The sequence below is a fragment of the Streptomyces sp. NPDC107765 genome (assembly GCF_055657085.1).
On record NZ_JBVKBL010000002.1, the window covers coordinates 505,102 to 525,462 of the forward strand.

Here is a 20,361-nt window from a genome sequence, read left to right on the forward strand (position 1 = left end):
ACAGGGAGTGGTGACGAAGGAGCGGGGAGGTGAAGATATCGCGCCAACTCCGCGCTACGCGCGTAGTGTTGACGCCGAAAAAAGCCGAAAACCTGCCGGTTCGATCCGGCGAACGGCCCGGCGCGGCGGCGGGTGGCCGTCGCGCCGGGCTGGGGAGACCCTACTTGGCGGGGGTCTCGCTGACCTTCACCTGGCCCGACGCGATCTTCTTCTTGGCCGCGTCGATCTTGGCCTGGATGTCCTTGATGAAGCCGCCCGACGTGGACAGCCGCACGCCGTCGTCCTTGAGCGTGTAGCTCTTGTTGCCGGTCAGCGGCTTCTTGTCGTGCACGCTCTTGACCAGGTCGTACACCGCCACGTCGACGTTCTTCATGACCGACGTGAGGATCGAGTTCTTGTACTGGGCCAGGCCCGGCTGGAGGTACTGGTCGGAGTCGACGCCGATCGCCCAGGTGCCCTTCTTGCCGGCGACCGTCTCGATCGAACCGTTACCGGACTGGCCGGCCGCGGTGTAGATCACGTCGATACCGGCGTCGAGCATGCCCTTGGCCTTGCCCTTCGCGGCGGCCGGGTCGTCGAAGCCCTTGTCGTCGTTGGCGTAGAGGTACTCGGAGGTGACCTTCGCCTTGGGGTCGGTCTCCTTGACGCCCTGCTCGAAGCCGGCCTGGAACTTCTGGATCAGCGCGTTGTTCACGCCACCGATGAAGCCGACCTTGTGGGTCTTGCTCTTCAGTGCGGCGGCGACACCGGCGAGGTAGGAGGCCTCGTTCTCGGCGAAGACCATGCCGTAGACGTTCTTGGCCTGGGAGGGGGAGTCGACGACGCCGAAGGTGGTCTTCGGGAACTGCTTGGCGACCTTGTTGACGGACTTGCCGTAGTTGAAGCCGACGCCGATGACGGGGTTGTAACCCGCCTCGGCCAGCGAGGACAGGCGCTGCTCGCGGTCCGCCTCGGTCTCGCCGTTCTTGGCGGTCATCATCTTGGACTTCACGCCGAAGTCCTTCTCGGCCTTGTCCACGCCACGAGCCGCCGCCTCGTTGAACGAGTGGTCGTCCCGGCCGCCGACGTCGAAGGCGAGGCCGACGCCCTTGTTCTGGCCGCCGGACTCGGTGGACGACGCGCCGCAGGCGCTCAGCGAGAGCGTGAGGGCCGCGGTGGCAATGCCCGCGGCAACGATCTTGGATACCCGGTGCACGAGGGCCCCTTCGACTCGTAGCGCCTCCTTTGGCGCTGGCTTGTCGGAGATTAACGCGCGTAGACCTGGCGGAAAAGCCTCCACTGTGTGGACGTTATCGATTTGTCTCTCAGCGCCTTGATCGCGATGGGGCGGGCGCCCCCGCCTCCGTGGTGACCTTCAAGATCGCACCGAGGGGGCCGGGCGGCCGGGGAGGCGGCACCCGGCGGCCCCGGCGGGGATCCGGCGGCCGGGTTCTTGGCCGGAAATCGCGGTGCCCAGGAAGCTCGCGGGCGCTCGCGCCGGGGTCGAGCTGTCCGCGGGGCCGGGCCCCGCGTTCCCCTACGGGAGAAGTTCTCCGGAGAGCAGCGCCGCCGCGGTGAAGAGTTCGACCCCGACCTTGATCGCCCGCTCGTCGACGTCGAAGTCGCCGCGGTGAAGATCATGGCGGCTCGACTCGCCGGGCGGGCGCACCCCCAGGCGGGCCATGGCGCCGGGGACCTCCTCCAGGTACCAGGAGAAGTCCTCACCGCCCAGGGACTGCTCGGTGTCCTCCACGCTGTGGATGCCGCGCCGGGCGGTCATCGCGTCCTTGAGCAGCGTCACGCTGTCGGCCTCGTTGACCACCGGCGGCACCCCGCGCACGTAGGTGATCTGCGACTTGGCGCCGTACAGCGTCGCGACCTCGTCGATGGCGGCGTGCACCATGTCCGGGGCCTTGCGCCATGCGTCGAGATCAAGACACCGGACCGTGCCGGACAGCTCGGCGCGCTGCGGGATCACGTTGCAGATGTGCCCGGACGACAGCCGGCCCCAGGTGACGGCGAGCCCGGCCCGGGCGTCGACCCGGCGGGCGATCAGCGCCGGCACGTCGAGGGCGACCCTGGCCGCGGCGGTGACCATGTCGGTGGTCAGGTGCGGGCGGGCGGTGTGCCCGCCGGGGCCGTCCAGCTCGACCTCCAGCCGGTCGCAGGCCGAGGTGATCGCGCCGGTCCGCAGGCCGATCTTGCCGGCGTCGACGCGCGGGTCGCAGTGCACGGCGAGGATCCGGCCGACGCCGTCCAGCACCCCGGACTCGATGGCGTCCGCGGCGCCGCCCGGCAGCACCTCCTCGGCGGGCTGGAAGATCAGCCGCACCGGGCGGGGCAGCGCACCGCTGCGGGCCAGCGCGGCCAGCACCAGCCCGGCGCCGAGCACGACGGTGGTGTGCACGTCGTGGCCGCAGGCGTGCGCCCGGCCGGGGACCACGGAGGCGTAGTCCGCGGTCTTGGTGTCCGGGATGGGGAGGGCGTCGATGTCCGCGCGGAGGGCGAGCAGCGGGGCGGTTCCGTCGCCGTACGCGGTGTCCGTGCCGATGTCGCACATCAGGCCGGTGCCGGTGGCGAGTACCCGGGGGCGCAGTCCGGCCTGCTCCAGCCGCTCCTTGATCGCCGCGGTGGTCCGGAACTCCTGGTTGCCGAGCTCGGGGTGGCGGTGCAAGTCGCGGCGGAAGTCGATGAGTTCGCCGCCGAGCGCCTCGGGCAGCGTGCCGGGGAGCGGGGCCCCTGAGGCGGTGTCGGCGGGGGCGTCGGCGTCGTCGGAATCGCGGGACATCAGTTGGTTCACCCGTTGAAGATTAGGGCCACCGATGCGGCAACTGTCCCTCGATCAACAAAAGTTCAGCCCCTTAGGGGAAGAAAATCTAGGCCGCTCGGCGCATGGACGGTTTATGAGAGGGGTATGAACTACGGTTTCCCGCCACGGGCGTCGCCATGCTCCGCGCTCCGCTCAACCGGTGGCCATCCGCTGCCCGAACGGAAGTCGTTGCACGTCGCGGGCGGTTCCGGTGACGCCGTCGAGGAAGCCCTGGGCGCGCGGTGAAGCGTGGGCCGTCAGCCATTCCGGGTCGATGTCGCAGACCGCGACCCGGACCTCCGTACCGGCCAGGGCGAGCGGGAGGGTGTGCACGACGGTCGACGGGAAGCTGACGATCAGCCGTCCGACCGGGCCGCGGCGGGCGATCAGTTCGAGCGGCAGGTCCGGGCGGACGATCTCCAGTCCGGTCGCGCCGGCGAGGCGATGCAGCTTCTCGGTGCTCTCGCGGCGGTGGGCGAAGTAGCGGCTGGCGCCGTGCGTACGGGCCAGGGTGCCGACCGCCGCCAGATAGCGGTCGGCGTCGACGACCCCGGTCTCCACCAGCGAGGTGCCGACGATGTCGGCGGCGCCCATGACGCGGGGCGGACCGAACCGCGCCCGGGTCCAGGCGAAGTCGTTCCGAGTGAGGTGCACACCGGGCGGGGCCTCGACGGGCATCGAGCTGAAGACGCCGACGGTGCGCCTGCCGCCCTCGGGCGGCGGGGTGAGCCGGCGGCGCGCGGTGGCCGAGAACGGGGCGAAGACCAGGTCCCGGGCGCCGCGTCCGCCGCCGCTGCGGTGCCAGCGCACCAGCCGTTCGCCGCGGGCGAGTTGGGAGATGAACTCCATGGTGGCGGTGCCGTCGTCGACCACGACCAGGTCGGGGGCGCCGGTGAGGGCGAGCAGCAGCTGGACGTAGCGGGAGAACGGGTCGCCGATGACGATCCGGCGGGCGCGGCGCAGCAGCGGGGTGAGGCCGCCGATGGTGCGCAGCGGCGCGGTGGGGCCGCCGCGGGCCTCCTCCCAGCGCACGGTGTGCCCTTCGTCGCGGGCGAGTTCGGCCATCCGGCGCAGCTGGCCGCGGGTCATCGGGTCGTGCGGGGAGAGCACGACGACGGTGATTTCGGTGGCCGCCCGGTCGGCGCCGCCCCCGTCCGGTGCGGTGCCGTCCGAGGCGTCGGCCTCCGCTGCGTCGGCGTCCGGCAGGGCCGCGTGCGCCCATTCCAGGACGTTGAGCAGCTGCACCGGGCTCTCGACGAAGGCGAGGGTGCCGGTGCCGGGGGCGGCGGCGCGGGCGGTGGCACCGGTGGTTGCGGTGCGGGTGCGGTGGCGCTGCCGCGGCACCCCCAGGAGACGACGGGCGGGAGTACCCGCCGTCCCCTGGGGCGGGACCTCGGCGCCTCGCGTGAACGGGGCGGCGCGGATCCCCTCAGGTGAGCTCACCTTGTCTCCCGTCGGCTGGTGGCCGGTGTCAGACTGCCGCGGGCTGGGCCTCGGCGGCCTCCGTCTCGGCGACCACGCCGGCGACCCGGCGCAGCTTCTTCATCGGGCCGAGCTCGGACTCGTAGACCTTCTTGACGCCGTCACCGAGGGACTCCTCGATGGTGCGGATGTCGCGCACGAGGCGGGTCAGGCCGCCGGGCTCGACGGAGGCGGCCTGGTCGGAGCCCCACATGGCGCGGTCGAGGGTGATGTGCCGCTCGATGAAGGTGGCGCCGAGGGCGACCGCGGCGAGGGTGGTCTGCAGACCGGTCTCGTGGCCGCTGTAGCCGATCGGGACGTTGGGGTACTCGTCCTGCAGGGTGTTGATCATCCGCAGGTTGAGCTCCTCGGCCTTGGCCGGGTAGGTGCTGGTGGCGTGGCAGAGCAGGATGTTGTCGCTGCCCAGGACCTCGACGGCGTGCCGGATCTGCTTGGGGGTGGACATGCCGGTGGAGAGGATGACGGTGCGGCCGGTGGCGCGCATGGCGCGCAGCAGCTCGTCGTCGGTGAGGGAGGCGGAGGCGACCTTGTAGCAGGGCACGTCGAACTTCTCCAGGAAGGCGACGGACTCCACGTCCCAGGGGGAGGCGAACCACGCGATGCCGCGCTTCTTGCAGTACTCGTCGATGGCGCGGTAGCCGTCCTCGTCGAACTCCACGCGGTGGCGGTAGTCGATGTAGGTCATCCGGCCCCAGGGGGTGTCGCGCTCGATGTCCCACTGGTCGCGCGGGGTGCAGACCTCCGGGGTCCGCTTCTGGAACTTCACCGCGTCACAGCCGGCGTCGGCGGCGGCGTCGATCAGCGCGAAGGCGTTCTCCAGGTCGCCGTTGTGGTTGATGCCGATCTCGCCGGTGACGTAGACGGGGCGGCCGGGGCCGGCCTCGCGGGTGCCGAGCTTGCGGAGGCGGGAGTTGGTGCTCATGGGGAGATTCCTTCGTGTGGATAAGGGTGTGCGGGGTGGGGTTCAGGGGTGGGGTGGGGTGGGGTGGGCTAGAGGGAGGGGCCCAGCAGCCAGCCGGCGATCTCGCGGATCGCGCCGCTGCCTCCGGGCGTGGCGGTGACGGCGCGGGCCGCGCCGCGCACCACGTCGTGCGCCCCGGCGACCGCCACCGGCCAGCCGACGAGGTCGAAGCACGGGAGGTCGTTGACGTCGTTGCCGACGTAGAGCACGCGCTCGGGCGCGACTCCGGCCTCCTCGCACCACTGCTTGAGGGCGAGGTCCTTGCGGTCGATGCCGTGCAGGACGGGCACCCGCAGCTTGCGGGCCCGGGCGGCGACGACCGGGTTGGTCTCGGTGGACAGGATCAGCAGCTTCAGTTCGGCCCGGCGCAGGGCGGCGATGCCGAGGCCGTCGCCGCGGTGGACCGCGACGATCTCCCGTCCGTCGGCGTCGATCAGCACCCGGTCGTCGGTCTGGGTGCCGTCGAAGTCGAGGACGACCGCGTCGATGTCGTCACGTGACGGGAGGGCGCCGGGGCGGGGGGCGTCCAGCAGCGGGGCCAGTGCGCGGGCGCGGGCGAGGTCGTGCGGGTCGTCGACCTCCAGCACCCGGGCCGGGTCGGTGCGGACGAGTTCGGTGCGGCCGAAGAAGCGGTGGCCGCTGGTGCGGAAGCCGGCCGCGTCCATGGCGTAGGCGGCGCCGGTCTCCAGCAGGTCCTGGGGCCGGTCCTGGCGGCGCGGGCGGAAGGACTTGTCGTGGTTGACGCCGTGGCCGCCGTCGTCGGCGGTCGCGCCGCCCACCGCGGGCTCGGCGTCGCGCCAGACGAAGCCGTGGAAGGGTGCCACGGTCAGCGCGCTGTCGGCGCCGCCCTCGACGACCGCGGCGGCCACCCCGTCGATGTCCTCGCGGACCAGGAACGGGCTGGTGCACTGGACCAGCAGCACCGCGTCGACGGTGGTGCCCTGCTCGGCCTCGTACGCGTCCATGGCGTGCAGGACGGCGGCCTCGCTGGTGGCGGTGTCGCCCGCGATGTCGCCGGGGCGGCGGACGACGACGGCTCCGGCGCTGCGCGCGGCGGCCGCGATGCCGGCGTCGTCGGTGGAGACCACGACGTCGGTGACCAGGCGGGCGGCGCGGCATTCGCGGACCGCGCGGGCCACCAGGGGCACGCCTCCGACGGCGGCGAGGTTCTTGGCGGGCACGCCCTTGGATCCGCCGCGGGCGGGGATGACGGCAACCACGGTGGGTGGCATTGCGGGCTCCTTGGTCGGGCCGGGGACGGGGGCGAGGGACGTCACAGCGGTTGATCGTTCGCTTCTCCGCCCGCTCGGCGACAGCGCGGCTTTCGTTGTCGGCTGCACACCGGCGGCCTCCCGTGCGACGCTCACAGCTGTCCCCAGCGGCGGATGGCGGGGGCGACGCGCTGGACGCCGTGGCGGTAGGCGCCGCGGGCGGCCTCGCGGACGGTCTCGCGGGCGATCCGGCGCAGTCCGCCGGTTTCCTCGGGGGTGTCGGTGTGGCCGGGGAGCGGGGCGCCCTGCGGGTCCAGGCCGTGCCGGGCGAGGATGCCGGGCAGGTAGCCGGGGGCGGTGCGCGGTGTGTAGTACGGGCGCAGCGGCGGCAGGGTCGGGGCCTCGCGGAGTGCGGTGACCCGGGCGCGGGCCGCGTCGAAGGCGCGTTCGTACTCCCCGTCGGCGGCGACTCCCTGGCGGGCCAGCCAGTCCGGGTCGGGTTCCGGGCGGTGGCCGGCGTCCAGTTCGTCCCAGGAGGCCAGGCAGCCGGAGCCGAGGAAGTGGTGGTTGCCGAGGACCTCGCGGATGCCGAGGTCGGTGAGGACGGCGGTGGGGATGCCGCGGTGCAGGGATTCCAGGGCGGCGGTGGAGCTGACCGTCACCAGCAGGTCGGTGCGGTCCAGGACCTCGCCCATGTTGCCGTACACCAGGCGGCAGTTGGCGGGCAGTCCGCCGGGGATCTTGGCGGCGAGCTTCTGGTAGGGCAGTTCCTCGATGTGCGTGGTGTGTTCGCCGGGCTTGCTGCGGAGCTTGATCAGCACCTCGCGGCCGGGGTGCTGGCGGGCGTGTTCAACGGCCCGGCGCAGCAGGTAGGTGCGGTCGGCGCGGTTCTCCGGGACGGAGGGCTGGGCGGCGAACACCACGGTGTAGGGGTCGTGTGGGGCGGTGTACCGGTCGCCGCCGAGGAACGGCAGGGCGCATTCGACGACGCTGCCGTCGTCGGCGCCGACGCCGCGGTAGACGGCGCGGAACCGGTCGGCGTCGTGCCGGGAGTTGGCGAGGACGACGTCCGCGCCGTGCCGCAGCAGCAGCCCGTCGGCGAGCTTCTCGTAGACCACGCCGACGTAGCCGGTGACGACCACGGGCCGCCGGGTGCCCGCGGCGGCAGCCGCCGGTGTCTCCGTGTCCCAGGCGCGGGCGAGGCCGTGCAGCATCGCCTGTACCGCGCCGCCGACGCAGGCCAGCACGACGACGTCGTAGCGCGTGCGGTCGAGGGTGCGCACGAAGTCGACCCCCCGGATCTCGCGCAGCGCGTCCGCCCGGGCGCCGACCTCGTCGAGCTGGCGGACCGTGGGAGTGGCGCGGCCGCGGAGCAGATACCCGTCGAGCCGGATGTCCGATTGGATTCGGTACGCTGTCAAAGCGCCCCATTTCCATCGGGTATCCGAGTCGGCGAGCACGGCGACTCGCGGCGAGGAAGCGGTACGTGATGGCACGTCGATGACGCTAGGAAGGCATTCCGTTTGGCGGGCCAACTGGGTCGCAACAAACGGTTAACAGCGGGTCGACGAACGGCGAACCGGCCCGATTACCGACCCGGTTAACCATCCCGCCATTCTTCGTTCACCCCGGTGTCCACACCGCGTAAAGACGAATGCCGGACCGGCACCTAACGTCACCCGGGTGGTTAAGCTCTCCGTCATCGTGCCGTTCTACAACGTGCAGACATACGCGCCCGACACCCTGAAAAGTCTCGCGGCCAACACCCGCGACGACTTTGAATTCCTGCTCGTCGACGACTGTTCGCGCGACGAGACCCCGGAGATCCTCGCGCGCGCCGAGCGTGAGCTGCCGGGCGCCAGACTGCTGCGGCACGAACGGAACGGCGGCCTGGCCACCGCCCGCAACACCGGCCTGGACCAGGCCCGCGGGGAGTACCTCACCTTCCTCGACGGCGACGACTGGCTGGCGCCCGGCTATTTCGCCGAACTCCTCGCGGCGATTGAGGAGTTGGGGTGCGACTTCGTCCGCACCGACCACGTCCAGTGCACCGCCCGGGCGCGCACCGTGCACCGCGTGCCGCACGGCCGGCGCGGGGTGGTGCTGGATCCGCGCGCGGTGATCCTGCCCGCGGACCGCTCCACCTCGGTCGACTACGCCTATGCCTGGGCCGGGATGTACCACCGCCGGCTGCTGGACGACGGGGTGCTGCATTTCAAGGACGGGCTGCGCACCGCCGAGGACCGGCCGTGGATCTGGCGGCTGCACCGCGAGGCGAAGTCCATGGCGGTGGTCGGTCTGCTCGGTGTTTTCTACCGGCGCGGAGTGGCCTCGTCGCTCACCCAGATCGGTGACGTACGGCAATTGGATTTCATTCGGGCATTCGACCAGGTGATCGAGGAAACCGCCCAGGACCGCGATGCGGACCGGCTGCTTCCGAAAGCGGTCCGGACCTATTGCGCGATCATTTCCCACCATCTCGGTTCGATCGAACGTTTCGAACCGCAGGTGGCCCGTAAATTGCGTTCGATGAGTGCCGCGGCCATGAAACGCATGCCGCAGGACGTACTGAAGGAAGCCTTGGATTCGATGGATGTGCAGCGCGCGTCCCGGCTGCGCCGGCTGCGCCGTCGCCCGGTCCCCACCGAGGTGGCCGCCTGATGCCCACCCGAGCCCGCACCCAGATCTTCGTGGCGTCCACGCTGTACGGCGCGGCGACGCTCGCCGCGGCGCTGGACGCCGACCGGTTCGCGCCGGCCGGCCGCCGGCTGCTGCTGCTCAGCAACAACGCGACGACCCCGGAGACCACCGCGTCGCTGGACACCATGCCCGGCTTCGAGCGGCTGCGCGGCCGCTTCGACCGGGTGCTGTCGTGGAACGAGACGATCAGCCCCTTCCACCCGGGCGGCTGGTCCCCGCGCGCGGACGACGTCCCGCTGTGGGAGCGCCACCTGCGGCTGCTGTGGGGCCTGGGTGACGACCAGGTCGAGCTGATCGTGGAGTCCATCCAGGTCAACCCGGCGCTGGCGATCGCCCAGCTCTTCCCGGACGCGCCGATCGAGGTCTACGCGGACGGGCTGATGAGCTACGGCCCGACCCGCAACAAGCTCGACCCGCTGGTCGGCACCCGGATCGGCCGGCTGCTGCACCTGGACCTGGTGCCGGGCCTGTCGCCGCTGCTGCTCACCGAGTTCGACGTGCCGGCGGAGGCCGTCCCGACCGACGCCTTCACCAAGGTGCTGTCCGAACTCGCGGACGTCAGCGGCCCGTTGGACGTCCCGGAGGGCGGGGCGCTGCTCCTCGGGCAGTACCTCTCCGCGCTGGGCATCCTCACCCCGGAAGAGGAGGAGGAGCTGCACGTACGGATGGTGCGCGGCGCCGCCGGGCGCGGGCACCGCGAGATCGTCTTCAAGCCGCACCCGTCCGCGCCGGCCCGCTGGTCGCGGCTGCTGGAGCGGGAGGCGGAGAAGCTGGACGTGGCACTGACGGTGCTCGACAGTCCGGTGCTGGCCGAGGTGGTCTACCAGCGGATGCGGCCCGCGCTGGTCGTCGGCTGCTTCTCCACCGCCCTGCTGACCGCGGCCACCCTCTACGGCCTGCCGGTCGCCCGCACCGGGACCGATCTGCTGCTGGAGCGGCTGACGCCGTATCAGAACAGCAACCGCATCCCGGTGACGCTGGTGGACGCCCTGGTGCCGGACCTGGAGGACACCGGCGGGCGGCCGCGTACGGTCGCCACCGCGGCCTCCGTCGAGGGGCTGGTCGCCGCGGTCGGCTATGCGATGCAGCACCAGATCTACCCGGAGCTGCGGCCGGCCGCCGAACGCTATCTGGCCGCCCACCTCGACGCGCGGACCTGGCGCTACTTCAAGCGCCGCCGGCTGACCGCACTGGCACTGCCCGGCGCGATCCCCTCCCAGCTGGCCTTCATCCCGCGCAACGCCACGGTCCGCCGGGTCGCCCGCCGGGCCCGGGCGGTGCAGCGGCGGCTGAAGAAGCGGGCCGTCTTCGGATGACGACGACCCCGCCGCTGGCGACCGGCGCGCCACCCGTCGCGCCGGATCTCGTCACCCCCGCCCCGCAGCGCCTGATACGACGGCGCAGCCGCGACGGAGCACCGTCCCGGCTGCGCGCCCTCGACGGGCTGCGGCTGCTGGCCGCGCTGATGGTCGCCGCGTACCACTACGGTGGGCGCGGCGGCGAGATAGCCGGGGCCTGGGGCGGCTCGCCGTCCCATCAATTCCCCACGCTGGCACCGCTGTTCGCCTACGGCTGCCTGGGCGTCCAGATCTTCTTCGTGATCAGCGGGTTCGTGATCTGCCTGTCCGGCTGGGGCCGGACCCTGCGGGCCTTCGTCGCCTCCCGCATCTCCCGCCTCTACCCCGCGTACTGGGCCGCGATCCTGCTGGTCACCGCGGTCTTCGCGCTCCCCTTCGTCGCCTACAAGGCACTCGCGCCCAGCGAGGTGCTGACGAACCTCACCATGCTCCAGCAGCCGCTCGGCGCACACCGCGTCCTCGGTGTCTGCTGGACCCTCTGGGCGGAGATGCGCTTCTACGCGCTCTTCGCGCTCTGCGTGGTCCTGCCGGGCGCCACCCGCGGCCGGGTGGTCCTCTTCTGCGCCGGCTGGACGCTGGCCGCCGCGCTGGCCCAGGCCGCGCACCAGCCGCTGCTGGACGTCGTCCTGATGCCGGAGTACGAACCGTTCTTCATCGGCGGCATCGGGCTGTACCTGCTGCACCGCTACGGCCCCCGGGACCCGGTCGCCTGGGCGATCGTCCTGGTCAGCTGGCTCATCGGGCAGCACCACGCGGTCGCCGGCCTCTGGCACGCCCCGTCGGTGCACGCCTTCTCCTACCGTTCGACGGCCGGCATCATCGCCGTCGTCACCCTCGGTTTCGTGCTGGTCGGGGCGGTCGCCCTGGGCGCGCTGCGGTGGGCGGACTGGCGCTGGCTGACCGTCGCCGGCGCGCTCACCTACCCCTTCTACCTGGTCCACGAGCACCTGGGCTGGGTCGTGGTGGGCGCCCTGCACCGCACCCTCGGGGTGCCGTCCGCCCTGACGCTGGTGCTGACGACCGGGCTGATGCTGCTGCTGGCGTGGGTGCTGTACCGCTGCGTGGAGCGTCCGCTGACGCCCCGCCTGAAGCGGGCGCTGGATCCGCGGCGCTGATCAGCGGCCGGCCCGGACCCCCGGGCCGGCCGTCGCCTCGATGCCCGCGAGGACGATCCGCAGGCCGGCCTCGAAACTGTCCTCGATGTCGGCGAACATCTCCCGGCCGCCGCGCGCCGCGAGCGGATAGCGGTCGCCCAGGTCCGCCTCGCGCAGGTCCAGGTCGTAGGCCGGGTCCCGGGCCTCCGGCCGGCCCGGCTCCGGGTGCACCGACTGCTCCTCTATCACCAGCCCGATGGTGAAGTTGTACGCGGTCCACCAGGCGTGCGCCGCCTCCTTGAGCGTGAAGCCGGCCGTGGTGAACCGGCGCAGGATGCCGTCGAGCGGCGCGGCGTAGCTGGTGTCCGTCATCCGCGTCCCGCTGAAGACCTTCCCGCCGTCGCGGTAGCCGAGCAGTTCCCGGCGCAGCCCCCGGCAGGCGCCGAGCAGGAGGTCCTGCCAGGTCCCCTCGGGGCCCGGCCCGGCCGGCCCGTTCCCCATGAGGTGCGCGGTCATCCGCCGGAACATCTCGGTGGCCATCTCGTCGAGCAGTTCCTGCTTGTTCTTGAAGTGCCAGTAGAGCGCGGGCGCCTTGACGTCCAGCTCGTTGGCGATCCGGCGCAGGGTCAGGCCGTCCAGGCCGACCTCGTTCAGCAGCCGCAGGGCGGTGGTGACCACTTGTTTCCGGTCGATGCGCGAAACCATGTTGACAACTTAACACCGTTAAGGCGATGCTCGGAAGCATGGAACTTAACAACGTTAAGGACATGAGCGGTCAGCCGGACACCCTTCCCGCGGCCGTCGACGTACTGATCGCCGGCGCGGGCCCGACCGGCCTCGCCCTGGGCATCGACCTCGCCCGCCGCGGCGTGCGCGCCCTGATCGTCGAGCGCCAGGACCGCCTCTCCCCCGGCGCCCGCGGCAACGGCCTGCAGCCGCGCACCCAGGAGGTCTACGAAGACCTCGGCGTGCTGGACGCGATCCGCGCGGCCGGCGGCGACTACCCGGTCACGGCCCGCTGGGAGGACGGCCGGATCATCGGCACCGAGGTGATGATCGAGCGGGTCGATCCGACGCCCGCCGCGCCGCACTCGAACGCGATGATGGTGCCGCAGTTCCGCAACCTGGAGCTGCTCCACGAACGGCTCACCGAGCTCGGCGGCAGCGTGCTGTTCGGCACCGAACTCACCGATTTCACCCAGGACGCGGACGGTGTGACGGCCCGTCTCGTCACCGCCGGCGGCAGGCCGCACTCCGTGCGCGCCGCCTACCTGGTCGCCGCCGACGGCGGGCGCAGCACCGTCCGCCGGGCGCTCGGCACCAGGATGATCAGGACGGGGGCACTGGAAGCGGGGCCGGGCGCCGCGCTGCTCGCCGACGTCCGGATCAGCGGCCTGGACCGCGACCACTGGCACCGCTGGGAAGCGCCCCAGGGCGGTTTCGCCGCCCTGCTCCCGCTCGCCGGCACCGACCTCTTCCAGGGCATGATCTGGTCCTCCGCCGAGGACCCGGACACCTCGGCCGAGGGGGTCCGGGCGGCGATCGCGGCGCAGACCCACCTCACCGCCGACCAGGTCACCGACGTCGTCTGGACCTCCGTCTTCCGGCCCAAGGTCGGCCTGGCCGACACCTTCCGCACCGGCCGGGTCTTCCTCGCCGGCGACGCCGCGCACATCCACTCACCGGCCGGCGGCCAGGGCCTGAACACCAGCGTCCAGGACGGCTACAACCTCGGCTGGAAGCTCGGCCTGGTCCTGCGGTACGGCGCGCCCGACACCCTGCTCGACAGCTACGAGGCCGAGCGCCGCCCGGTCGCCGAGCGCATCCTCGAGACCAGCACCCGGCTGCACCGCTCGCGTTCGCTGCGCCGCGGCCGCGATCTGCACCAGCTCGACATCGGCTACCCGGACAGCCCGCTGACCCGGGAGCTGCGGACCGGCCTGCCCGAGGACGCGCTGCGGGCCGGCGACCGGGCGCCCGACGCCCCCTGCCACACCCCCGACGGCAAGGCCGTCCGGCTCTTCGACGCCTATCGGGGCCCGCACTTCACCCTGCTCGTCCTCGGCGACACCGACCTCGACGCCGCCGCGCTGCCCACCGACTCGGCCCTGCTGCGGATCGTCCGCGCCGGAGGCCCGGACCCCGACCTGATCGACACCGACGGCCACCTCCGCGCCGCCTACGGGGACGGCCCGGCCGTCCTCCTCGTCCGCCCGGACGGCTACCTCGCCCTCGCCGCCCCGGCCACCGGCGCCACCACCGCCGTGGCCGAGGTCCTGGCCGCGTACACCGGCGTGCCCGCCCCGCAGCCGACCGCCTGACCTGCGCTCCACAAGCGCGCGAGGCCGTACGAGAACTGTGCTCGTACGGCCTCGCGCCGGGAACGGGCGCCTGAGGGGGGTGAGGCGCCCGGGGCGGCAGGGGTCCGCCCGAAAGACCGACCGACCGGGACTACAGGACCAGGGAGAGCAACAGCACGCACCCGATGCCGACCACCGAGATCAGCGTCTCCATCACCGACCAGGTCTTCAGTGTCTGGCCGACGCTCAGCCCGAAGTACTCCTTGACCAGCCAGAAGCCGGCGTCGTTGACATGGCTGAAGAACAGCGAGCCGCAGCCGATCGCCAGGACCAGCAGCGCCACATGAGTGGTGCTCATGTCCGCGGCGAGCGGGGCCACCAGACCGGCGGCCGAGATGGTGGCCACCGTCGCCGAGCCGGTCGCGAGCCGGATGGCGACCGCGATCAGCCAGGCCAGCAGCAGCGCGGAGAGGTGCCAGCCCTTGGAGACGTCCAGGATCATCTGGCCCACACCGCAGTCCACCAGCGTCTGCTTGAAGCCGCCGCCCGCGCCGACGATCAGCACCACGCCGGCGATCGGGGCGAGCGACTTCTCCACGGTGGCCGCGGTCCGCCCGCGACTGAACCCGGCCGCCCGGCCGAGCGTGAACATCGCGACGATCACCGCGGTCAGCAGCGCGATCAGCGGCGACCCGACCACGTCGAAGACCCGCTGCACACCGGCCTTCGGATCGTCGACGACGACGTCCACCAGCGCCTTGGCCAGCATCATCACGACCGGCAGCAGCACGGTGGCGACGGTGATCCCGAACCCGGGCCGCTTCTCCAGGTCGTCCGAGGCCCGTTGCGGGATCATCTTCTCCGGCGGGCGGACGTCCACCCAGCGGGCCGCGTAACGCGAGAAGACCGGGCCCGCGATGATCGCGGTCGGCACGGCGACGACCACGCCGAGCGCCAGGGTGATGCCGAGGTTCGCGCCGACCGCGTCGATCGCCACCAGCGGGCCGGGGTGCGGCGGGATCAGCCCGTGCATGACGGACAGTCCGGCCAGCGCCGGGATGCCGATCCGCATCAGCGAGAAGTTGCCGCGCTTGGCGACCAGCAGGACCACCGGGATCAGCAGCACGATGCCGACCTCGAAGAAGATCGGCAGTCCGACGATCCCGGCGATCAGCACCATCGCCCAGGGCATCGCCCTTCGTCCCGCCCGTCGCCCACCACCGCCCTTCGCCGGAAGGGCCTGCGGCCCTGCCCCTCCGAATTTCGCCAGGATCGTGTCGACGATCTGGTCCGCGCCGCCGGAGTCGGCGAGCAGCCGGCCGAGGATCGCGCCCAGCGCGATCAGCACCCCGGTCCCCGCGACCGTCGTCCCCAGCCCCGTCGAGAAGCTGACGATGACCTTGTCGAGCGGCGCCCCGGCCACCGCCCCGAGCACCAGCGAGCCGATGATCAGCGACAGGAAGGCGTGCAGCTTGAACTTGGTGATGAGCAGGACGATGACGGCGATGCCGGCCAGGACGGCGATGCCCAGCTGGGCGTGACCGGCCGAGGTGATCGGCACGGTCGCGTCCGCTGCGAGCATCTCGACGCTGAGATGTGTCACGGCGCTTCCCTTGGTTGGACGGGAGGGGGGAGGGGAGGGGTCTATCCGCCGGATGCGGCCAGCGCCCGCAGTGCGGCCACCGCCCGCCCGGCGATCTGCTGCGGGGTACCGGCGACGTCGACCGCGACGCCCGCCTCGTCCGGCCCGAGGGGTTCGAGCGTGGCGAACTGCGAGTCGAGCAGCGCGGTCGGCATGAAGTGGCCCTGGCGCTCGGCCATCCGCGCCTGGATCAGCGCGCGGTCACCGGTCAGATGCAGGAAGACGAGGCCCGGGGCGGCGGCCCGCAGCCGGTCCCGGTAGGCCCGCTTCAGCGCGGAGCTGCTGACCACGCCACCCCGCCCGGCCCGGTCGTGCGCCCAGGCGCCGATCGCATCGAGCCAGGGGCCGCGGTCGGTGTCGTCCAGCGGGACGCCGGCCGTCATCTTGGCGATGTTGGCCGGGGGATGGAAGTCGTCGCCCTCGGCGTACGGGACGCCCAGTTCGGCGGCCACCAGCGGACCGATGGTGGTCTTGCCGGTGCCGGCCACGCCCATCACGACGATGACGTCAGGGGCGGCGTCGGGAGTGCTCATCCCGGGTTACCTCGCTGTCTTCCTTGACCCCGTGCGTCCCCCACTGAAACCCATTAGGTACGACGTATTCAAGAGTCTGTGATGCAAACGTCATACTTAATTGGCCGGGATGCGGGAACGTACGCTTACTCCATGGAGAACGAGGGGAAGGGCCTGCACGGCCGCGTGCTGGAGGCCCTCGGGCCCGAGATCACCGCGGGCGACCACCCTCCCGGCACGGTCCTGCGCACCGACGAGCTGGCGCAGCGCTTCGACGTCTCGCGCACGGTCATCCGCGAGGCGATCCGGGTCCTGGAATCCATGCAGCTGGTCGCCTCCCGGCGCCGGGTGGGGGTGACCGTCCGCCCCACCGAGGAGTGGAACGTCTACGACCCGCGGGTCATCGGCTGGCGGCTGACCGGCCGGGACCGCCCCCGCCAGCTGCGCTCACTGACCGTCCTGCGCTCGGCCGTCGAACCGGTCGCCGCCGGCCTCGCCGCCCGGCACGCCACCCCCACCCAGTGCGCCGAACTCACCGAACACGCGATGGGCATGGTCGCCACCTCACGCGGCCAGCAGCTCGACGCGTACCTGATCCACGACGTGGCCTTCCACCGCGTGATCCTCGCCGCCTCCGGCAACGAGATGTTCGCCCGCCTCGCGGACGTCGTCGCGGCCGTCCTGACCGGCCGCACCCACCACCACGTCATGTTCACCGACCCCGACCCGGCCGCGGTCACCCTCCACGTCCAGGTCGCCGAGGCAGTCCGCACGGGCAACGCGGATGCCGCGGAGCGGCTGACTCGCGAGATCACGACCGGGGCCATGGCCGAACTGGACGTTCTGGCGCCGTAGTTGGTCCCTCCCACGTACTCGGCTGCAGCGCCGTGCTTGTTGCTCGCCGTTGCGCGCTTTGCGGCGCCGCGTACGTACTCGGCCGTCCCGCCGCGGGGCGTCTCGCCGTTGCGCCTGCGGCGGGCTGGGTGGTTGTCGGGTGCGGTGCCGGCCCTCCAGACTTCGTCCTCTGGTCCAGCCCCTCCCGTTGGGGAGAGGGAAAAGGCCGGTAGGGGTGCCCGTCAGAACAGCGGCTGCTGGCCCGGGAACGGCGGCTCCTCGGGGTCGAAGAGCCGCTCGGCGGGGGCCATCAACGGGGCGATCCGCCGCGACCCCGGGCAGGAGATCAGCTCCAGCCCCGTCCGCCGCCCCGGCGGGTCATGCCGGGCGAAGCGGCCGCCGACAACGGCGATCTCTCGAGTACAGACGGGGCACGCACGACGCGGACTGGACATGCGTCCATTGTTCCCTCCCCGTACCCGTCCACGGCGCCGCGGGTGCTGGTTACCTGCACGCCCACCCACCCGCACACTCCCCCAACGGGAGGGGACGGGCCGGAGGGGCCGGTTGTGTGGACGTAAAGCGTCAGCAGTCCACACAACCGGCCCCGGAGGCCCGTCACCGCACCCACCACAAACCCAGCCCGCCGCAGGCGCAACGGCGAGACGACCCGCGGCGCCGCAGACAGGTACGTGCGGGGCGCCGCAAAGCGCAACGGCGAGCAACACCCACGGCGGGACAGCCAAGTACGTGGGCTAAAGCCCGTCCGGCGGGACATACGTGCCCCAGACCTCCCGAAGCGCATCGCACACCTCGCCCACCGTCGCCCGCGCGCGGAGCGCATCCCGCATCGGGGGGAGGACGTTGTCCGGGGACTCCGCGGCCTTACGGAGGGTGTCGAGGGCGGCGGTCACCGCGGGGCCGCTGCGGCGGGACCGCAGCAGGGCGAGGCGTTCGACCTGCTGGGCCTCGATCGCGGGGTCGACGCGCAGCGGCTCGTACGGTTCCGCCTCGTCGAGGAGGAAGCGGTTGACGCCGACGACGACCCGGTCACCGGCGTCCGTTTCCTGCGCGATGCGGTACGCGTTGCGCTCGATTTCTTCCTTCTGGAAGCCGTGTTCGATGGCGGCGACCGCGCCGCCCATCTCCTCGACCCGCCGCATCAGCGCGACGGCGGCCTCCTCCACGTCGTCGGTCATCGACTCGACCGCATAGGAGCCGGCGAACGGGTCGACGGTGGCGGTCACATCGGTCTCGTGGGCCAGCACCTGCTGGGTCCGCAGGGCGAGCCGGGCCGCCTTGTCCGTCGGCAGGGCGATCGCCTCGTCGAAGGAGTTGGTGTGCAGCGACTGGGTGCCGCCGAGCACCGCGGCCAGGGCCTGGACGGTGACCCGGGCGAGGTTCACCTCCGGCTGCTGGGCGGTGAGTTGCACACCGGCCGTCTGGGTGTGGAAGCGCAGCATGAGGGATTTCGGGTTCCGTGCGCCGAATTCCTCGCGCATGACGCGGGCCCAGATGCGGCGCGCGGCGCGGAATTTCGCTACCTCTTCGAGGAGGGTGGTGCGGGAGACGAAGAAGAAGGACAACCGGGGGGCGAAGTCATCGACGTCCATGCCGGCGGCGAGCGCGGTCCGGACGTACTCGATGCCGTTGGCGAGGGTGAAGGCGATCTCCTGCGCGGGGGACGCGCCGGCCTCCGCCATGTGGTAGCCGGAGATCGAGATGGTGTTCCAGCGGGGGATCTCGGTACGGCAGTACTGGAAGACGTCCGAGACCAGCCGCAGCGAGGGCGCCGGCGGGAAGATGTAGGTGCCGCGGGCGATGTACTCCTTCAGGATGTCGTTCTGGACGGTGCCGGTGAGGTGGCCGGGCGGCACGCCTTCTTCCTCGCCGACCAGTTGGTAGAGGAGCAGCAGCAGCGCCGCGGGAGCGTTGATCGTCATCGACGTGGAGACCTTGTCCAGCGGGATGCCGCCGAACAGCACCCGCATGTCCTCGACGGAGTCGATGGCCACCCCGACCTTGCCGACCTCCCCGGAGGCGATCGGGGTGTCGGAGTCGTGGCCCATCTGGGTCGGCAGGTCGAAGGCGACCGACAGGCCGGTGGTGCCGTGGTCGATCAGCTGCCGGTAGCGGGCGTTGGACTCCCGGGCGGTGCCGAAGCCCGCGTACTGGCGCATCGTCCAGGGCCGTCCGGCGTACATCGTCGGGTGGATGCCGCGGGTGTAGGGGTAGCTGCCGGGCGCGCCGAGGCGGCGTGCGGGGTCCCAGCCGGCCAGCGCCTCCGGCCCGTACACCGGCTCGATGGGCAGACCGCTCTCGTTGTGCCGCACACTGCCCGGTTCCTGCGCCATGGAAGTACGCCTCCGCCTGGGTGACCGCGATCCGGTGGTCCTTTTCCGACGGTCGATGCACCGTCGTCACGGTTTTACGCCTTGCTCACAGCATGCCCGCAGGTTCGCCACGCCGCAGCGCTGGGAAGCATCTCCACTGGCCGGTCGGGCCGCCCAGATCCGGGGGTAGCGCATGAGGCGGAGCAGCGGAAGACGTACGGCGCCGGTGGCGGCCGCGGTGCTGGTGGTGGCGGCGCTCGCGGTGGGCTGCCGGCCGGTGACGGTGACGCGGACCGGCGCGCCGGACAGCAAGGGCGTCCGCTACGCCCCGACCACCCCCGCTCCCCCACCGCTGACCGCCCACCCCGCGCCCGCCCGGCACACCGCTCCCGCGCGCCCGCACCGCACCGGGCATGCGGCGCCGCGGGCCGCGCGCGCGGTGCTGGCGGTGGGCTCGCGCGGCGGGCAGGTCCGCGAACTCCAGGCGCGATTGACCCAGCTGGGTCTGTTCGACCGCGCCCCGACGGGCTACTACGCCTCGGCCACCGCCACCGCGGTCCGCGCGTTCCAGGAGGCTCAGGGGCTGCCGCGTACGGGGACGGTGCAGCCAGCGGCGTGGCGTGCGCTGCGGGACCGGACGCGTGAGCCGTCGCGGACGGAGCTCTACCCGCCGACCACCAGGCCGGTCGGCGTACCGGATCCGCGCTGTCTGCGGGGCCGGGTGGTCTGCATCAGCAAGCGGAGCAACACGCTGGCCTGGGTGGTCGACGGGCGGGTGGTGTCCGCGATGGACGTCCGGTTCGGCTCGCAGTACACCCCGACCCGGGAGGGCACCTTCGCCATCGCCTTCAAGAGCCGGCGCCACGTCTCGACGCTGTTTCACACGGCCATGCCGTACGCGATGTTCTTCAGCGGCGGCCAGGCCGTGCACTACTCCGCGGACTTCGCGGCCCGCGGCTACCGCGGCGCCTCGCACGGCTGCGTCAACGTCCGGGACAAGGACAAGATCGCATCGCTGTTCGCGGCGGTGCACAAGGGGACCAAGGTGGTCGTCTACCACTAGGGGCGGACCACCCTGGGGAGAGAAGGCCGGGAAGAGGGAGAAGGGCGCGGGCAGGGCCGGGGGAACGTGCCCCGCCCGCGCCA

Annotated in this window: 17 protein-coding genes; 6 read left to right on the plus strand and 11 right to left on the minus strand. The window is 72.1% G+C overall.

Translation table 11 applies throughout. The annotated features are described in order from the left end of the window. Positions 1-160 precede the first annotated feature (160 nt). The 6 genes from ACZ7MX_RS06760 to ACZ7MX_RS06785 form a co-directional block, all read right to left on the minus strand. Positions 161-1,195 (minus strand): BMP family lipoprotein, encoded by a 1,035-nt coding sequence (locus tag ACZ7MX_RS06760; RefSeq protein ID WP_472129964.1) that lies wholly within the window; start codon positions 1,193-1,195, stop codon positions 161-163. Positions 1,196-1,516: 321 nt separating this feature from the next. Then, positions 1,517-2,767, minus strand: a complete 1,251-nt coding sequence (locus ACZ7MX_RS06765; protein WP_472130597.1) for an amidohydrolase — start codon at positions 2,765-2,767, stop codon at positions 1,517-1,519. Positions 2,768-2,941: 174 nt separating this feature from the next. Beyond that, complete coding sequence (locus ACZ7MX_RS06770) at positions 2,942-4,132, minus strand: hypothetical protein (protein ID WP_472130599.1); 1,191 nt, start codon at positions 4,130-4,132, stop codon at positions 2,942-2,944. Between the two features lie 127 nt (positions 4,133-4,259). Then, complete coding sequence (locus ACZ7MX_RS06775) at positions 4,260-5,192, minus strand: N-acetylneuraminate synthase family protein (RefSeq protein ID WP_351531316.1); 933 nt, start codon at positions 5,190-5,192, stop codon at positions 4,260-4,262. Positions 5,193-5,260: 68 nt separating this feature from the next. Beyond that, complete coding sequence (locus ACZ7MX_RS06780; protein ID WP_472129966.1) at positions 5,261-6,463, minus strand: cytidylyltransferase domain-containing protein; 1,203 nt, start codon at positions 6,461-6,463, stop codon at positions 5,261-5,263. A gap of 131 nt (positions 6,464-6,594) precedes the next feature. After that, positions 6,595-7,938, minus strand: a complete 1,344-nt coding sequence (locus tag ACZ7MX_RS06785; protein ID WP_472129968.1) for a DUF6716 putative glycosyltransferase — start codon at positions 7,936-7,938, stop codon at positions 6,595-6,597. Between the two features lie 187 nt (positions 7,939-8,125). Here ACZ7MX_RS06785 and ACZ7MX_RS06790 point away from each other — a divergent pair, with 187 nt between their 5' ends. The 3 genes from ACZ7MX_RS06790 to ACZ7MX_RS06800 are packed head-to-tail and all read left to right on the plus strand — an operon-like array spanning position 8,126 to position 11,615. Continuing rightward, positions 8,126-9,103 (plus strand): glycosyltransferase family 2 protein, encoded by a 978-nt coding sequence (locus ACZ7MX_RS06790; RefSeq protein WP_472129970.1) that lies wholly within the window; start codon positions 8,126-8,128, stop codon positions 9,101-9,103. Further along, positions 9,103-10,458 (plus strand): polysialyltransferase family glycosyltransferase, encoded by a 1,356-nt coding sequence (locus ACZ7MX_RS06795; protein WP_472129972.1) that lies wholly within the window; start codon positions 9,103-9,105, stop codon positions 10,456-10,458. The genes ACZ7MX_RS06790 and ACZ7MX_RS06795 overlap by 1 nt, the downstream gene beginning before the upstream one ends. Next, positions 10,455-11,615 carry an acyltransferase family protein gene (locus ACZ7MX_RS06800; RefSeq protein ID WP_472129973.1) on the plus strand — a complete coding sequence of 387 codons (1,161 nt, stop codon included), beginning with the start codon at positions 10,455-10,457 and terminating at the stop codon, positions 11,613-11,615. The genes ACZ7MX_RS06795 and ACZ7MX_RS06800 overlap by 4 nt, the downstream gene beginning before the upstream one ends. Here the strand turns inward: ACZ7MX_RS06800 and ACZ7MX_RS06805 are convergent, their stop codons facing one another. Then, positions 11,616-12,299 carry a TetR/AcrR family transcriptional regulator C-terminal domain-containing protein gene (locus ACZ7MX_RS06805; protein ID WP_472129975.1) on the minus strand — a complete coding sequence of 228 codons (684 nt, stop codon included), beginning with the start codon at positions 12,297-12,299 and terminating at the stop codon, positions 11,616-11,618. 62 nt (positions 12,300-12,361) lie between these two features. On the opposite strand from ACZ7MX_RS06805, the gene ACZ7MX_RS06810 reads away from it, so the two are divergent. Further along, positions 12,362-13,915 (plus strand): FAD-dependent monooxygenase, encoded by a 1,554-nt coding sequence (locus ACZ7MX_RS06810; protein ID WP_472129977.1) that lies wholly within the window; start codon positions 12,362-12,364, stop codon positions 13,913-13,915. A gap of 130 nt (positions 13,916-14,045) precedes the next feature. Here ACZ7MX_RS06810 and ACZ7MX_RS06815 read toward each other — a convergent pair whose 3' ends face one another. Together ACZ7MX_RS06815 and ACZ7MX_RS06820 are read right to left on the minus strand one after the other, a co-directional pair. Beyond that, entirely contained in the window at positions 14,046-15,497 is a 1,452-nt protein-coding gene (locus ACZ7MX_RS06815; protein WP_472129979.1) for a GntT/GntP/DsdX family permease, read from the minus strand. Between the two features lie 41 nt (positions 15,498-15,538). After that, the gene (locus tag ACZ7MX_RS06820) at positions 15,539-16,069 is read right to left on the minus strand and encodes a gluconokinase (protein WP_472129981.1); all 531 of its coding nucleotides are present in this window, start codon (positions 16,067-16,069) and stop codon (positions 15,539-15,541) included. 132 nt (positions 16,070-16,201) lie between these two features. Here ACZ7MX_RS06820 and ACZ7MX_RS06825 point away from each other — a divergent pair, with 132 nt between their 5' ends. Beyond that, positions 16,202-16,903, plus strand: a complete 702-nt coding sequence (locus ACZ7MX_RS06825; protein ID WP_472129982.1) for a FadR/GntR family transcriptional regulator — start codon at positions 16,202-16,204, stop codon at positions 16,901-16,903. Between the two features lie 221 nt (positions 16,904-17,124). Here the strand turns inward: ACZ7MX_RS06825 and ACZ7MX_RS06830 are convergent, their stop codons facing one another. Both ACZ7MX_RS06830 and ACZ7MX_RS06835 read right to left on the minus strand, forming a co-directional pair. Further along, positions 17,125-17,337 (minus strand): hypothetical protein, encoded by a 213-nt coding sequence (locus ACZ7MX_RS06830; protein WP_030416522.1) that lies wholly within the window; start codon positions 17,335-17,337, stop codon positions 17,125-17,127. 300 nt (positions 17,338-17,637) lie between these two features. After that, complete coding sequence (locus ACZ7MX_RS06835; RefSeq protein ID WP_472129984.1) at positions 17,638-19,236, minus strand: acyl-CoA mutase large subunit family protein; 1,599 nt, start codon at positions 19,234-19,236, stop codon at positions 17,638-17,640. Between the two features lie 172 nt (positions 19,237-19,408). On the opposite strand from ACZ7MX_RS06835, the gene ACZ7MX_RS06840 reads away from it, so the two are divergent. Continuing rightward, positions 19,409-20,278 (plus strand): L,D-transpeptidase family protein, encoded by an 870-nt coding sequence (locus ACZ7MX_RS06840; protein WP_472129986.1) that lies wholly within the window; start codon positions 19,409-19,411, stop codon positions 20,276-20,278. Positions 20,279-20,361: the final 83 nt, after the last annotated feature.